This window comes from Pseudomonas salomonii (assembly GCF_900107155.1).
GTDB lineage: Bacteria > Pseudomonadota > Gammaproteobacteria > Pseudomonadales > Pseudomonadaceae > Aquipseudomonas > Aquipseudomonas salomonii.
This window is the reverse complement of the sequence record NZ_FNOX01000001.1, coordinates 472,017-486,548: the sequence shown is the minus strand read 5'-3', so window position 1 is coordinate 486,548 and position 14,532 is coordinate 472,017. Positions and strand designations below refer to the sequence as shown.

Genomic DNA, 14,532 nt, shown 5'->3' with positions numbered 1-14,532 from the left:
ATCACTCGTCCCAGCGTGACAGGGCCAGCGCCACGCGGTTTTCCACGGCTTTGACCTGTGCGCCGCCCACCACGTAGTTGTTGCTCAGCATCGAGAACACCAGCTTGCGCCCTTTGGTATCGGTGATGTAACCGCTCAAGGACGACACGCCGCCCATGGAGCCGGTTTTGGCATGCAGGTTGTTCTCGGCCGGGGTGCCGCGCAGGCGATAACGCAGGCTGCCGCCGGTCATGCGGTCGGTATTGCCGGCAATCGGCAGCGCGTTGTACCAGGCGTTGAACCACGGCTGCTTGCTCGCGGCCAGCAGCAGGTCGGTGAGGTTTTGTGACGACACCAGGTTACGCCGCGACAGGCCCGAGCCGTCGACCTGGCTCAGCGTCGCCGTGTCCAGCCCCTGGCGCTTGAGAAACCCGGCCACCGCCACCGCGCCCGCCGCCGCCGTGCCGCTGTTGGCCGTCTGGCGGCCCATGGCCTTGAGCAAGGCTTCGGACATGTTGTTGTTCGAGAGTTTGAGCAGCGGCGTAATCAACGCCTGCAAAGGCGCCGATTTATGCTCGGCCAGTACCGTCACCGCCGCCGGGCTTGCGCCGCCCATCACTCGATGGCCAAGCACCGAAATGCCTTGCTGCGCCAGCGCTTGCTCGAACAGGTTGGCCACCAGCTGCGTTGGCTCCCACACACTCACCAGCTGCTCGCTCTGTCGCCCCGGCGCCACGGCGCCACTGAGCTGCAGCAGGTTGGTGCCATGGCGACGGTTGATCCCGTAGGTGTTGCCCGGCCCGCTGACCGCGCGGTTGCTCAGTTGCAGGTAGTTGGTCGGCGGAAAGATGTCGACGCTCACAGGCTGCCCGGCCCGTGCTGGCGCCTTGGCGGTGACCAGCACGCTGCCGGCATCAAAATCGGTATTGGGCGACACGGTCAATGCCGAAATCTGTGCGCCGTAGTAGGTGGTTTCATCATCGTGGGACCAGTCGACACCCAGCCGCTCGGCGTCAAACCAGGTGTCATCAAACACCAGGTCGCCCTGCACCTGACGCACGCCCTGGCTGGCCAACTGCGCCGCCAACGCCTGGTAATCGGCGAACTGAATGGTCGGGTCACCCAGGCCGCGCAGGTACAGGTTGCCGGTCAGACGGTCGCCCTGGCGAATGCCGTTGCTCAACAGTTGCGTGGCGAAACGGTACTGCGGCCCGAGCACATCCATGGCCGCAGCCGTGGTCAGCAGTTTGAGGTTGGAAGCCGGCACCAGCCGCGTGCGCGGGTTGTGCTGATACAGCGTGGCGCCACTGTTGGCGTCCCGCACCATCAGCGAGACCGAAGCGCCATGCAGCGCCGGGTCGGCCAGCAATTGGTCGAGGCTCTGGCCGGTAGCCGTCTTCGAAGGCGTGGCGCAACCACCCAGTAACAAACTCAAGCCCACCAGCATCGCGCTGGTGTGTATCCATCGACCCAACTGCATCAGTACCGTTTTCCCGCAAAATATTCAGTGGCGGCAACGCTACCAGCTCATTGCCGTTGTGGCGAGGGAGCGTGCCTTAAAACTGCAGGGTGCTGGAAACCGACACCTGCCGCGCATCGCCGATGGACACAAACTGGGTGTTCACCGACGAGGTGTAGTAGGTGCGATCAAACAGGTTCTTCACATTGAGCTGGAACTTGACCTTCTGCCCGTCGATTTTGGTGTCGTAGCTGGCAAATGCATCGGCCACGGTGTAGCTCGGCAGTTCGAAGCTGTTGGCCGCGTCCCCGGCCCGCTCGCCCACGTAACGTGCGCCGGCGCCCACACGCAGCTGGTCACCCCCCAAGAGGCTGCCGAAGTCATACACGGCCGACAACGACGCGGTGTTTTTCGCCACGTTTTGCAGACGATTGCCTTTGAGCGTCGGGTCTTCGGTCACCTCGGCATCGGTGTAGGCGTAGCTGCCGATCAGGCTCCAGTTGTCGGTCAACTGGCCGCTGGCGTCCAGCTCAAGGCCACGGGAACGTACCTTGCCCGCCACGCTGTAGACGGCGGCCAAACCGTCGCCGACCTGCACCAGCACGTTGCGTTTTTCGATATTGAACAGCGCCGCACTGGCGGTGATGCGCCCCGGTATGTCGAGCTTGGTGCCCAGTTCCCAGGCCTTGGACTGTTCCGGTTCCAGGCTGCCGTCCAGCACGCTTTTGTTCGCCAACGGCGCGATGGTGGAGTTGGGTTTGAACGACTCGGTGTAACTGCCATAGAACGACAATTGATCGGTGTAGCGATACACCAGACCGGCACGCGGCACCCACTTCTGGCCGTTGCCATCGGTGTTGGCGGTGAACGGCACGCCTTTTCCGGCGTATTGGTCGTACATCTGATAGCGCGCACCGCCGACCAGAATCCACTGGTCATTGAGGTGGATGGCGTCCTGGAAGAACAGCGAATCGCTGCGCAGCAAGTCGGTCTGGTTACTGTCCGGCGCGCTGACTTTGGTGCCCGCGACTTCGTTGCCGTACACCGGATCGTTATAGTTGAAGACGCCACGCGGCGCCTGGCGAATCAGGTCGGCACGGTAGATCTTGCGGTACTCGTCGTCGAGCCCGAACACCAGGTCGTGCTGCATGCCGCCGACATTGACCTTGCCTTCCAGGCTGGTGGTGGCGAAGCGGTCGGTGGTCAGCGCGCCCTGGGTGCCGTCCATGCTGCGGGTGAGGGTGCCGTTGGTGTTGACCTTGACCACGCGCACCTGGCTGGCGTCGTAGGTCTCGCGGTTCCAGCTGTAGCCGAAGTGCGCCTTCCAGTCGTCGTTCAAGTCGTGGTCGACTTCCAGGCGGTACAGGTCGGAGCGGCCTTGCATATTGTTGAACGGCTCATCCAGCCGACGGGTCGCGGGGATGTTCAACGGGTGGTTGGTCTTGGGGTCGATGGCGGTGCCACGGTCGAACGGCGAGAGAAATTCGCGGTGTTCATAGGCGAACACTACTTTCGTGGTGTCGCCGTACCAGGCCAGGGACGGCGCCACCAGCGTTTCGCGGTGGGTGCCGTAATTGCGCCAGTAATCTTCGTCTTCATGGTCCACTATCAGTCGATAGGCCAGGCCGCTGTCACCAATGGGGCCGGTGGTGTCGAGGTTGCCGCCGCTGCCGTTCTTGCCGTCACCGAAGGTCGAGCCGCGCGCGGTCAACGAGGTGGACTGCACCAGCTCGGGCTTTTTGCTGACGATATTGACCACGCCGCCCGGGTCCTGAATGCCATACAGCAAAGACGACGGGCCTTTGAGCACTTCGACGCGCTCGGCGGTGGCGTTCAGCGCCCGGCCCTGCACCACGGGCATACCGTCCTTCATGATCGAGCCGTTACGGTTGTCACCAAAACCGCGCAGCATCACCGCGTCCTGGGTGCTGCCGAGGGTGTTGGCCTGGGTGATGCCACTGATATTGCCCAGGGCGTCATCCAGGTTGCGCGGCTGTTGGTCACGCAGCACCTGGGCCGGCACGACGTTGACGGTTTGCGGGGTTTCCAGCAGCAGGCCGTGGGAGCGCATCACCGAGCTGGTGGGCGGCGGCTGATAGCTGGTGGTGTCCTGGGCTTGGCTCGCGCCGCTGATGGTGGTGGCGCCCAGGTTGACTGCGCCATCGGTGGGCACAGGCTCAAGCGCCAGAGTACGGGCGTCGATCTGGCGAAAGGTAAAGCCTGAGTTGCCGAGCAGCCGTTGCAGGGCCTGGGCGGCACTCATCTGCCCGCTGACCGCCGGGGCATTGAGACCATAGGGCGCTTCGTCGGTGTAGATCACGCTGATGCCGGTCACCCGGCTGAAATCACTCAGCGCCTGGGGCAGCGGTTTGGCTGCCAGGGCAAAGTTGAACTGGGCACTTTGTTGCTCCTGCGCCTGCGCAATCGCCAGGGGCAACAACGCCAGCCCAGATACTGCCAATACCGAGGCTCCCAGCCACTGTTTTACCCAACCGCCCGCCGTCGACTTCATGCTGTGAGAACCCGTGTAGAAAACGCTGTTAATGCGAATAGCTCGCAGTTTCAAACACTACACGGATGGGCGGGCGATTTACCTCACCTTTGTTTGCAAATATTTTTATTTATTGCGCCTGAATGCGAAAACCCATGCGCGGGAAGTGCACGTGCACGGTGCCGGCACGTTCGTCGGTACGGCGCAGGATCAGCTCTTCACGGCCAGCGAACAGCAGTTCACCGGCAACGGGATCAACCCCGTAATCAATGGCCGCAATCGTTACCGACTGACCCGCCTTGAAACCATTCAAGTCCTCGAACTCGTCATCCGGTAATGCCGCAGGCGTGGCATCACGGGCGATCGCCAATGCCTGCTCCGCCGTCATTTGACTCGCACTGCCGTGACCAAAACCCAGCACGCGCGCCAGCCAAGCCAGGACGGCCGGATAAGCATCCACCAATGGAGCCGTCACGGGAGTGGCTTTGAGGAACCACATCGGGTGGGCCAAGGCAAAGTCGGCAATCGACGGTTCACCGAACAGAAAGTCTCCCGGCGCGTGCTGCAACTGGAACTCCAGACGCGCCATGATCGCCGGCCATTGGTGCTTGGCCAGCTCGGCCGGGAGCTTGCTGGCCGTGCCGCCACTGAACAACGCGGCACGGTCAGCCATAAACGCCTTGATCGCGTCCGGCGGCAATTTGCCAAAGCGCACCGCCACTGACTCCGGCTGGAATACCAGGCTGACGGCATGGGCGAACACAACGCTGTCGGCCCAGGTGGCGAACGTCTGCGTGATCATTTCCTGGCCCAGCGGGAACAGCGCCGGCGAGGACGTTTCCTGCTCAAGGCGACGGGCGATCAGGGCCGTGTCGCAATAGATATCGGCGCCGACTTGCAGTACCGGGGTTTTCCGGTAGCCGCCGGTCAAGGCTGTCAAGTCGGGTTTGGGCATGACCGGTGATATGTGTACGGAGTGCCAGGACAACCCCTTGAAACCCAGCAGCAGCCTGGCTTTTTCTGCAAAGGGTGAGGTCGGGTAATGGTGCAGGATCAACTCAGACATGCAGGTCTCCGCTCGATAGATGAACGGCTAGCTTAGCCTGCAAAACCTTGCGTGGGGACGATGGGAACTCATCAATCAAATCAATGAGCCACTCGCCGCCAGGCATTCCTTGGCGCTTTTCTTGAGTTTCTTGATCAAGCGCTCCTGGCGCAGCGCCTCGCCCTTGGAAGCGCATTGTTCGGTGTACACCAGCGCCACGGCCGGGCTGGACAGAAAGAACCGCGCGCCCTTGCCGCTCTGGTGGGAGGCAAAGCGGCGCACCGGGTCATTGCTGATGCCGCAATACAGCGAGCCATTGGCGGCACGTACCAGGTAGACGAACCAGGGTTTGGGTTCAGGAAGATCAGTCACAGTTCATTTCGGCCAACCAGAGGAGCATCCAGCTTATCAACGACCGGCCTGAAATGCCTTCAAGCCTTTAAGCGCCTGGGCGCGCACGGCGTTTTTCAGCGCAGGCGACCAGCCCAGCAGCAAGCCCTTCAAGCCCAGGGCCTGGCGCGACCAGCGCCACAGGTCGAAGTGGTCGTGATGCTCAGAGATCTTGCCATCACGAAACACAAAGCGTGCACCAATGTCGTTGACCACCGTATTGCCCGTGGCGCTGAACAGGTAGGTCGCCACCCAGCGCGCACTGCCGGTGCTGTCATCGCTGCGCACATGGTCGAAGGTCAGGGAAAAGTCCTTGGCCCGCGTGGTGAGCATGCGCCACATGTCCCCGGCGTCGCGCCCGCGCAACTCGCCAAAGGCCGGGTCGCTGAACACCACGTCAGCGGTGTAGCAGGCGGCCATGGCTTCGGCGTCCAGGCGCTGGAAGGCACTGTAGAACTCGGTGATCAGGGCGTTATGGGCATCACTCATGGGCAGGCTCCGCAGGCATCGAAAGAATAGGCGCACGATAAGCTGCCCACGCGGCCCTGGCTACTGACATTCGCCACGCAAATGATAAGCCTAAGGCACCATTCCAACACTGCGGGCATAGGCGAACAGGTCAACATCGGTGGAAATACTCAGCCGCTGCATGGCCGTGCTTTTCTGCTTGCTGATCGTGGAAATACTGCGATTGACCTGTGCCGCGATCTCGCTGACGGTCATGCCGCTGGCCAGCATGCGCACCACCTCGCGCTCCTTGCCGGATAATTGCGGCTCCTGGGACTGATCGCCCGTGCCCGCCTCGACCATTTGCACCCGCAGCGATTCACTGGCGAAGGTCTGGCCGGCACACACGGCCTTGATCGCCAGGGGCAGTTCCTTGGCGGAAGCACTTTTGGCCACCACCGCCTTGGCCCCATGGGCGAAGGAAGCACGCAAGGTGGCGACGCTGGCGAACATGGTCACCAAAATCACCGGCAACTGCGGATACTGGCGGTGCAACAGGCTCAACAGGCCGTAGCCATCGGCCTGTTGGCCGCCCGGCATGGCAAAGTCCGTGACGATCACATCGCACGGCGTGGTACTTAACAGGCAGAGCAGTTGATCGGGGCCATCGGCCTCAGCGACCACTTTGCATCGGCCGTGCGCCTCAATCACGACTTTCTGCCCGATACGAACAATGGGGTGATCGTCAGCAATAATTACTCGAAGCATAAATTCCCACGAATGATGGCAGCTTGAATCCGCGCAAAATACCCCCGCAGGCGCTCATCAACAACCGCTAACAAACAGCCGTTTGCAGCCGCCCCCAATGTTCACTAGTTCACATTTTTTTGCCTACAGAACAACAGGAAAAAACCTACAACCAAAACTAGATCGTCGGATTGCAAACGCCTGAAGCAAATACCGTTCTTCAGACCTCAGTCAGGTACTCGAGATACACCAGCAACCGGGCCAGGAACAATTCCAATTGCACCTTGTGCGCCGCAACGCCCTGGGACCGGACCTGCTCGATCAACTTCACGGCACACGACTCAAGGCCTGTACCGCCCAAAAACACCAGGCTGCCGACCAAACGATGCAGGCGCTCAGCGGTCAGTGGAGCGTTCAACGTCGAGCAGGCGTGGCGCAATACACGATGGTCTTCCCACGCTTCCAGCAACAGGGTTTCCAACAACTGATCGACGATATCCCCGCTGCCAAAGGTTGCGATCAGCGAGGCCCGGGTTGGCCAGCCGGCGCGCGGCGCAACAGTCTCCTGGGCGACGGAGCAGTCATGCACGCCCGGCAACCAACGCGCCAGCACTGCGTGCAATTGTTCCAGCGTCAGTGGTTTGATCAACCAGGCATCCATGCCGGCATCGCGACAACGTTTGGGGCTGTCGTTTCGCAGGTTGGCGGTCAAGGCGATGATAGGCACGCGTCTCATCCCGGTGTCGCACTCATGTTGGCGAATGGCGCGGGCCATGCTGTAGCCGTCCATAAATGGCATCTGGCAATCGCTGATCACCAGATCGAAGGGGCGACTGGTATAGGCCACCAGCCCGAGGTAGCCGTCGGCGGCCACCTCGTGTCCCAGCCCCAGTTTCTGCAATAACCCACCCAGCAACAGGCGATAGGCAGAATGGTCATCCACCACCAGCACGCGCAGGCGCCGCCAATGAAACGCAGGTGTGCCTGGCGGCTTCAGCAGGCGGCTCGCTCTTGCGGTTGAACCTACCAGCGACCCCATCAGTACCTCTATCGCGACTATTGATCCGGCAGCCATCCGCAGCACTGGTGCAATAGCCCGTGAGGCCTGTCATGCAGCAATGGTCGACGCATCCTTTTGAATGCTATCGGCTGCAAACAAATAACCTTTCGAGTTAATTAAAGCCCATACAACTACTACGAAAATCCCCCCTGAATCATTGCCTTTGCGCCGTCCTGCCAATGTCGTATTAGTTGTATTTCCCCTGCGCATCCCCCTCGCTAAATTGTGCTCACCCCAAAGAGGGTCGGCTTGCCACTCCCCGGCTACAGCCAATAAACATCGAGACCGCCGCTTGGCCAACCACCCGTTCATACCGGGTCGGGGGTAGCCCTGCACGCGCCTCTATCTGCCAGTTTGCAATGGAACATTAAAATGAAGACCCCTGTATCCCTGTTGAGCAGTGCCCTGCTACTCGCCATGACTTCCTCGGTATTGGCCGCCAGCAGCGTCGACCTGACCGTCAAGGGTTTGATCACCCCCAGCGCCTGCACCCCCAGCCTGCCGGGTGATGTCGATTTTGGAAAAATCGCGGCAAAAGATCTGAATCAAGACACCGCCACGCGGCTTGAGAACAAGACCGTGCAACTGAGCGTCAACTGCGATGCCGCAACGCTGTTTGCAATCCACCCCCTCGACAATCGCGCCGGGACCGCATTGCACGGCGCCACCTTTGGCCTGGGCCTGATCAACGAAAACCAGAAGCTCGGCAAGTATCAGTTGGTGTTCAGCAACCCCGTCGCCGAAACGGCATCCACCCTGATCGCCATGTACAACTCGGAGGGTCAATGGACTGAGTTGCTGGATGATGAAGCCGTAGCGCCAAACGATCTGGTGGCGCTGGGCAGCCGTGGGGATAGCGGTTGGGCACCGCATCCGATCAAGGATGCGGTCATGGACATGACCCTGTACACCTCGATTGCACCTGCAAGCAGCCTGACATTGACCAGCGAAGTGGCAATCGACGGTTCTGCGACCTTCGAAGTCAGGTACCTGTAAATGGACACTTTCCAAATGAAAACCTGCCTGTCCCTGCTGAGCAGTGCCCTATTGCTCGCCATCAGTTCATCCGCGTTCGCCGCCAGCAGTGTCGACCTGACCGTCAAGGGTTTGATCACCCCCAGCGCCTGTGCACCGAGCCTTTCAAACGGTGGCGTCATCGACCACGGCAAGGTAGCGGCCAAGGATTTGAAGCTCGATACCTGGACCTTGCTTGGCAATCACAGACTGGAAATGGCGATCACCTGCGATGCACCGACCCTGCTGGCCCTTGAGGGCATCGACAATCAAGGGAGCGCCTATGACTCAAGCAACGCGTACGGCCTGGGCTTGGTCAGCGGCAAAAAACTCGGCGGGTACACCCTGGCACTGGATAACCCAATGGCTGATGGCGCGGTGATTTCCGTGATTAAGTCCCGGGACAACGGCCTCAGTTGGCTCGAAATCTTCCCAGGCGACGTCTGGCCAGCCGCCGACCTCGCTTCGTTTGGCGATCGCTCGACCGGCAGTTGGGCGCCCACACCGGTCCAGCAAGTAACTGCGGGGCTTTTGGTGCAAACCCTTATCGCTCCAACTGCCGGGATGGACCTGACCACTGAGGTCCCCATCTATGGCTCCGCCACGATTGAAGTGAAATACCTGTAACCCCATCCCCGTACTAAGGAAGGTTCAAACGATGACTTACTTAAGAGCGGCGCCCCTGGCCGCCCTGTTGTTGGGCACCTCGTCTCTCGCACTGGCCGCCAGCAGTCAGGATCTGACCGTCAAAGGCATCATCACGCCCAGCGCCTGCGACCCTGTGGTCTCCGGCGGCGGTAACGTCGACTTCGGCAAGGTATCGGTCAAGGACCTCAATGCGGACACCTACACTGATCTGCCACGGGAAACCATGCTGTTGAGCGTGCGCTGCGACGGGCCGACGTTCTTCACCCTCAACACCATCGACAACCGCGCAGGCACCACCGCCAACCACTTCAGCTGGCATGGCCTGGGCATGACGCCCAACGATGAAAAAGTCGGTGATGCCGGGCTTGGCCTCTACATGCCGGTAGCCGACGGCGTGCCGGTGCGCACCATCACCTCCAGGGATGGCGGCGTGACCTGGATGCCCTCGGTAATGCTCAGCCACACCCTGCTGACAGCCGTTGCCAACAACGATGGCGTGATGCCGATTGCGATACAGGAACTGGACGCCGAGATCCGCCTGATCACCCACATTGCACCCGCAAACGGCCTGACGCTGACCGACGAAGTGCCTATCGACGGCCACGCCACCGTACAAGTCAATTACCTTTAAGGAGCCGCACCGATGAAAGCACGATTGGCCATTCTGGCCGCCAGTGTATTGCTGCTTAACTCGGCGAACACTTTCGCCGCTTCCAGCGTCGACCTGACGGTAAAGGGCCTGATTGTGCCCAGCGCCTGCACGCCCAGCCTGTCCGGTGGAGGCGTGATCGACCATGGCAAAATTTCCGCCAAAGACCTGAACTCAGACCGTGTCACCGTGATCGGCAACAATACGCTGAGCATGGCGGTCAATTGCGACGCCCCTATCCTGTTTGCCTTGCACTCGATCGATAACCGCGCGGGTTCGGGTCTCGCTACGGACTACGGCCTGGGTTTTATCAACGACACCCAAAAACTGGGCCGGTACTCGCTCACCCTGCGCAACCCGGTCACGGGTGACGGCACAGTGGTGCAAACCATTGGCTCGTATGACCTGGAAACCTGGTACCAGGAAAAGTTCTGGGACCCAGGCATGTACATGTCCGTCGCCGCAATGGATGACGACACCCAACCCGTCCCCGTCCAGGACTTGAACGTTGAGCTGGAGGTGCAGACCATCATCAACCGCGCCGATGGCCTGGACTTGAGCAACGAAGTGAACATCGACGGTTCCGCCACCCTCGAAGTGAAGTACCTCTAACCCATGGCCGCCCATCCCTTGAACACAGTCGGGCATGGGCTGCGCCTACCTGTGCCGGTACTGAACAGGTTCGCCAGTTGCCTCGTCGCCCTGCTGTGCCTGGCCGATGCCCACGCGGCGTCGACTGTCGACCTCACGGTGACCGGCCGCGTCACCCCAGACGCCTGCCTTATCGAGTTGACCAATGACGGCACCGTCGATCACGGCAAGATTCCGTCCCACAGCCTCAATTCCGACGAGTTCACCGTGCTGCCTGTCCAGGTGCTCGACCTGCGCGTGCAGTGCGCCAGGCCGATGCTGTTTGCGCTGGTGGGCATTGATAATCGCGCCGACTCCTCGTCGGCCCCCGATTACTTCTACGGGCTGGGCAGGAACATCCACGTCCCCGAGGAGCGTCTGGGTTCGGTGGCGTTGGCCTATCGCAACGCCGTGGGCGATGCGCAGCCCATGCAGGCCTTGGCTTCCATCGACAACGGCGAAACCTGGTCACAGGAGCCCAACGCCTACCCACGCGTGTTTATGGCCTTTGCGCCAGTCGGGGACCGCCAACCGGACTTCATCGGCCAGTTGACCGTTCAGGTTCAAGTAAGCACCGCCATCAATTTTTCGCAGTACCTGACCCTGGACCAGGAAGTCCCGCTCGACGGCGCGATCGTCCTGGACCTGCGCTATCTCTGAACGATCCTCTTTTGGCCTAATGGAAACCCCGTCATGACGACGATATTCTCAAACACCGCTGTGGGCCTGATTGCCTTGCTGTTGATACTCGGCAATCAAGTAAAAGCCGACGGTATGGTCCCGGACACCTCCGTAGTAATCGTGCATGAAGCCGATGGCGAGGCGGCGGTGTCAGTGACCAACACCGACAGCCAACTCGCGCTGCTGCATGTCACCTTGCAGGATATTCCTGAAGACACCGAGCCACTGCTGGTGGTGACGCCGCCGCTGTCGCGGGTCGAGGCGTCCAAATCCCAGCTGGTGCGTTTCATCCTGCAGAACCAGCAGCCGCTACTCACCCAGCGGCTTAAACGGGCGGTGTTCGAAGGCATGCCCCAAGGCCGCGCGGCCACCGCCGCCGGGCATGCCCGTGTGGGCGTGACCGTGCGCCAGAACCTGCCGGTTATCGTGCATCCCAAGGGCCTGGCGCCCAACCGCACGCCGTGGACCGACCTGACCTGGACCCTGCGCGACGGCCAATTGCAGGTGCGTAATGACACGCCGTATGTGGTGCGCCTGGCGCAGGAACTGCTGCTGTTGCCGAGTCACCGCAAGGCGATGCTGCCGCGCACCTATGTGCTGCCGGGTGAGGCATTGAGTATGCCGGCCGGCAATGACCCGGCCACCACGGTCAGGCTGCAGCCGGCCACGGTGTATGGATTTGCGGTCAAGGCCTACGACGCACCGATCACCCTCTGACTAAAAACCACAGGCGCCGTATACAGACCGCCGCCTGATAACGAAGTGACGGCTCATTGACCGTCACCGGAACGCCTGGGAGCACCGGGCCTGTGCGTTCACTATTCGAGTACCTTGCGTGAAAACAGTATTGAGCTACCGTGACGGCGAAGCCGTGTCTGATACCCCCGCCAACCCGGCCTTGTCGCTGGTGGTGTTGCTCTGTGCACTCGTGCCTGCCAAGGCCTGGGCCGAAGGCGCCAGCCCGTCCGGCTTCGACGCCCAGACCTTGCATCAGCGCGGCATCGACCCGCAATTGGCCAGCCTGCTGCTGGCGGCACCGCGCTTCGCCGCCGGGCGGCACACCGTCAACCTGCGGGTCAACGGCCAGCGGCGTGGCCGACAAGACCTGACCTTCGACCCACAAGGCAACCTGTGCTTCGACCGTGCGTTACTGGACGCCGCCAACCTGGTGGTCCCCAGTGACACGGTGGGCTGTCAGGATTTCCTCGCGCAGTACCCTCAAGCCCTGGTGGAGCCGGACCCGGCGACACTGACGGTGTCGCTGGTGGTGCCCACCGAAGCCCTGCGTCCTGTGCAGCAGGATATTTCGGGCTACGAGACCGGCGGTTTTGCCGGGCTGCTCAACTACGACCTCAGCGGTTTTTACAACCGCTTCGGCGATGACGCCAGCCGCTTTGGCTCAGCCAATACCGAAGTCGGGTTCAACGCCGGCGACTGGATCGTGCGCAGCCGCCAGGTACAGACCTGGCAGGATGGGCTGTCGCGCAGCACTCACCTGGAAGCCTATGCGCAACGCACCTTCGCCAGCCACCAGGCGGTGCTGCAGGCCGGGCAGATCAACCTCTATAACCCGGTACTGTCCGGTGCGCAGATCACCGGCGTGCAAGTGCTCACCGAACATGCGCTGCAAGAACAGGGCGAAGGCGCGTTGATTCAAGGCATCGCCAACAGCCCGGCACAGGTGGAAGTGCGCCAGAACGGCGCGCTGATTCATTCCACCGTGGTGCCTGCCGGGCCCTTTACCCTGAACGATGTACGCCGCTTGAACACGCGCTCGGACGTCGAAGTCACGGTCAAGGAAAGTGTCGGTGGCGAACGGCGTTTTACGGTGCCCGCGGCGATGCTCGGCCTTGGATTACCGGCGCCGGGCTATGCCGTGGCTGCGGGCCGGGTGCGCAATGTGGGTGACGCCAAGGGCGATGATCCGTGGGTAGTGAGCGCCGGCTGGACCGGCGCCCTGCACCCGCAATTGACCCTGGGCACAGGCGTGCTGGCGGCCAGCGAATACCGCTCGGCGGGCGCCAGCCTGGGCTGGTTGCCGTGGCTGGACAGCCAGATCCAGCTGTCGACTCAGCTGTCCAATTCCCAGGCGTGGGAAAAGGTCTCGGGCGTGCAGACCGACCTGTCATGGTCCCAGCGCCTGGGCGAACAGTGGTCGATCAGCGCCGCCAACTCCTGGCGCAGCGTCGGCTATCGCGAACTGGAAGAAAGCACCTACGAGCGCGACGACAGCCCTGGGCGCAACAGCGAACGTCGCAACTCACGTTATCGCGACCAGCAAAGCCTCAACCTGGGCTGGTCACACCCGCTATTGGGCGCGTTCAGCGCCGGGGTTTCGCGCTCGGCCAATTTCGCCGGCGACAGCAGCAGCCGTGCCCTGGCGTCCTGGGGCACGAGCATCGGCGCGGTGGCGTTGTCGGCCAGTGCCGAGTGGCAAATGGGCGGCAACCAGCAACAGGACAACGCAGTCTATTTGAACGTCAGTGTGCCGCTGGGCGAAAGCCGAAGAATGCGCAGTTGGGTGCGTAACTCCGGCGGTGAAAACCGCACCGGCCTGGGCGTTACCGAGCAGATCGACGATCAACTCAGCTATCGCGTCAGTGCCGAACACGACAGCAGCGATCATCAGGTAGAAACCACTCTGGGCGTCTCGGCATTGCCGCGCTATAGCCAGCTCGATTTCAGCTACAGCCGCTCCGATGCCGAGCGTTCCAGTTACCAAGGCGGCGCGCGCGGCGGTGTGGTGCTGCACAGCGACGGCATGACCTTTTCCCCCTACCCGGTGCGTGACACCTTCGCCCTGGTGTCGGTCGGCGACATGAGCGGCATCAAGCTCAGTACGCCCAGCGGCCCGGTGTGGACCGACTGGCAAGGCCAGGCCGTGGTGCCGCAAGTCGCCGCTTATGGCCGCAGCCCGGTGGAAGTGCAGACCCGTTCGCTGCCGCGCAATGCCGATATCAACAACGGCCTGGCGATGATCTCGGCCGGGCGCGGCGCCGTGGACCGGGTTGAGTTCGGCGTCGGTCTCACCCGCCGCATGCTGCTTACCGTCAGCAACGACCAGGGCGCGCCGCTGCCGGCGGGCGCCTCCGTCAGCACTGCCAGTGGCGAGTTCGTCACTTTGGTGCAGGACGGCAGCCAGGTGTTTCTACCCAATGTATTGGAGCAGCCAACGCTCTGGATAACCACGCCGCAAGGCGGGCGTTGCGAGCTGCGCTACGAACTGCCGGCAAAGGCCGACCCGTCGGTGTACTTCGAAACTGCTCCCGCACGTTGCAACGTACCTTGAGGA

General features: G+C 61.8%; 14 protein-coding genes. 7 read left to right on the top strand and 7 right to left on the bottom strand.

Annotated features, from left to right (window positions below; all coding sequences use genetic code 11):
- Position 1 precedes the first annotated feature (1 nt).
- From dacB to BLV67_RS02360, 7 genes are all read right to left on the bottom strand, one after another.
- Positions 2-1,459 (bottom strand): D-alanyl-D-alanine carboxypeptidase/D-alanyl-D-alanine endopeptidase, encoded by a 1,458-nt coding sequence (gene dacB / locus BLV67_RS02390; protein ID WP_069786133.1) that lies wholly within the window; start codon positions 1,457-1,459, stop codon positions 2-4.
- Positions 1,460-1,535: 76 nt separating this feature from the next.
- On the bottom strand, positions 1,536-3,950 hold the full coding sequence (locus BLV67_RS02385; protein ID WP_069786132.1) for a TonB-dependent siderophore receptor: 2,415 nt from the start codon (positions 3,948-3,950) through the stop codon (positions 1,536-1,538).
- Between the two features lie 109 nt (positions 3,951-4,059).
- Positions 4,060-4,995: a glutathione S-transferase family protein gene (locus BLV67_RS02380; protein ID WP_065912612.1), complete on the bottom strand. Its 936-nt coding sequence runs from the start codon at positions 4,993-4,995 to the stop codon at positions 4,060-4,062.
- A gap of 75 nt (positions 4,996-5,070) precedes the next feature.
- Positions 5,071-5,346: a GIY-YIG nuclease family protein gene (locus tag BLV67_RS02375; RefSeq protein WP_025855645.1), complete on the bottom strand. Its 276-nt coding sequence runs from the start codon at positions 5,344-5,346 to the stop codon at positions 5,071-5,073.
- 36 nt (positions 5,347-5,382) lie between these two features.
- Positions 5,383-5,853 carry a nuclear transport factor 2 family protein gene (locus tag BLV67_RS02370; protein ID WP_069786131.1) on the bottom strand — a complete coding sequence of 157 codons (471 nt, stop codon included), beginning with the start codon at positions 5,851-5,853 and terminating at the stop codon, positions 5,383-5,385.
- A 90-nt stretch (positions 5,854-5,943) separates the two neighbouring features.
- Entirely contained in the window at positions 5,944-6,579 is a 636-nt protein-coding gene (locus BLV67_RS02365; RefSeq protein ID WP_056858923.1) for a response regulator, read from the bottom strand.
- Positions 6,580-6,778: 199 nt separating this feature from the next.
- Positions 6,779-7,597, bottom strand: coding sequence for a response regulator (locus BLV67_RS02360; protein WP_065912610.1), 819 nt, complete (start codon positions 7,595-7,597; stop codon positions 6,779-6,781).
- A 393-nt stretch (positions 7,598-7,990) separates the two neighbouring features.
- Between BLV67_RS02360 and BLV67_RS02355 the strand changes: the two genes are divergently transcribed.
- From BLV67_RS02355 to BLV67_RS02325, 7 genes are all read left to right on the top strand, one after another.
- Complete coding sequence (locus BLV67_RS02355; protein WP_069786130.1) at positions 7,991-8,614, top strand: DUF1120 domain-containing protein; 624 nt, start codon at positions 7,991-7,993, stop codon at positions 8,612-8,614.
- Positions 8,615-9,259: a DUF1120 domain-containing protein gene (locus BLV67_RS02350; RefSeq protein ID WP_240034980.1), complete on the top strand. Its 645-nt coding sequence runs from the start codon at positions 8,615-8,617 to the stop codon at positions 9,257-9,259.
- A gap of 31 nt (positions 9,260-9,290) precedes the next feature.
- Entirely contained in the window at positions 9,291-9,911 is a 621-nt protein-coding gene (locus tag BLV67_RS02345; RefSeq protein WP_065912606.1) for a DUF1120 domain-containing protein, read from the top strand.
- 12 nt (positions 9,912-9,923) lie between these two features.
- Positions 9,924-10,541: a DUF1120 domain-containing protein gene (locus tag BLV67_RS02340; protein WP_069786129.1), complete on the top strand. Its 618-nt coding sequence runs from the start codon at positions 9,924-9,926 to the stop codon at positions 10,539-10,541.
- Between the two features lie 3 nt (positions 10,542-10,544).
- Positions 10,545-11,219 carry a DUF1120 domain-containing protein gene (locus BLV67_RS02335; RefSeq protein ID WP_069786128.1) on the top strand — a complete coding sequence of 225 codons (675 nt, stop codon included), beginning with the start codon at positions 10,545-10,547 and terminating at the stop codon, positions 11,217-11,219.
- Between the two features lie 33 nt (positions 11,220-11,252).
- A complete protein-coding gene (locus tag BLV67_RS02330; protein WP_065912600.1) occupies positions 11,253-11,957 on the top strand; it encodes a fimbria/pilus chaperone family protein in 705 nt (234 codons plus the stop codon).
- 118 nt (positions 11,958-12,075) lie between these two features.
- The gene (locus tag BLV67_RS02325; protein WP_176727910.1) at positions 12,076-14,529 is read left to right on the top strand and encodes a fimbria/pilus outer membrane usher protein; all 2,454 of its coding nucleotides are present in this window, start codon (positions 12,076-12,078) and stop codon (positions 14,527-14,529) included.
- Positions 14,530-14,532: the final 3 nt, after the last annotated feature.

Bases quoted from the DNA above. Each gene is read 5' to 3' on its own strand.
- BLV67_RS02330 (WP_065912600.1), top strand. From the start codon at position 11,253: ATGACGACGATATTCTCAAACACCGCTGTGGGCCTGATTGCCTTGCTG.
- BLV67_RS02380 (WP_065912612.1), bottom strand. From the start codon at position 4,995: ATGTCTGAGTTGATCCTGCACCATTACCCGACCTCACCCTTTGCAGAA.
- BLV67_RS02385 (WP_069786132.1), bottom strand. From the start codon at position 3,950: ATGAAGTCGACGGCGGGCGGTTGGGTAAAACAGTGGCTGGGAGCCTCG.
- BLV67_RS02355 (WP_069786130.1), top strand. From the start codon at position 7,991: ATGAAGACCCCTGTATCCCTGTTGAGCAGTGCCCTGCTACTCGCCATG.
- BLV67_RS02335 (WP_069786128.1), top strand. From the start codon at position 10,545: ATGGCCGCCCATCCCTTGAACACAGTCGGGCATGGGCTGCGCCTACCT.
- dacB (WP_069786133.1), bottom strand. From the start codon at position 1,459: ATGCAGTTGGGTCGATGGATACACACCAGCGCGATGCTGGTGGGCTTG.
- BLV67_RS02340 (WP_069786129.1), top strand. From the start codon at position 9,924: ATGAAAGCACGATTGGCCATTCTGGCCGCCAGTGTATTGCTGCTTAAC.
- BLV67_RS02350 (WP_240034980.1), top strand. From the start codon at position 8,615: ATGGACACTTTCCAAATGAAAACCTGCCTGTCCCTGCTGAGCAGTGCC.
- BLV67_RS02365 (WP_056858923.1), bottom strand. From the start codon at position 6,579: ATGCTTCGAGTAATTATTGCTGACGATCACCCCATTGTTCGTATCGGG.
- BLV67_RS02360 (WP_065912610.1), bottom strand. From the start codon at position 7,597: ATGGGGTCGCTGGTAGGTTCAACCGCAAGAGCGAGCCGCCTGCTGAAG.
- BLV67_RS02345 (WP_065912606.1), top strand. From the start codon at position 9,291: ATGACTTACTTAAGAGCGGCGCCCCTGGCCGCCCTGTTGTTGGGCACC.
- BLV67_RS02370 (WP_069786131.1), bottom strand. From the start codon at position 5,853: ATGAGTGATGCCCATAACGCCCTGATCACCGAGTTCTACAGTGCCTTC.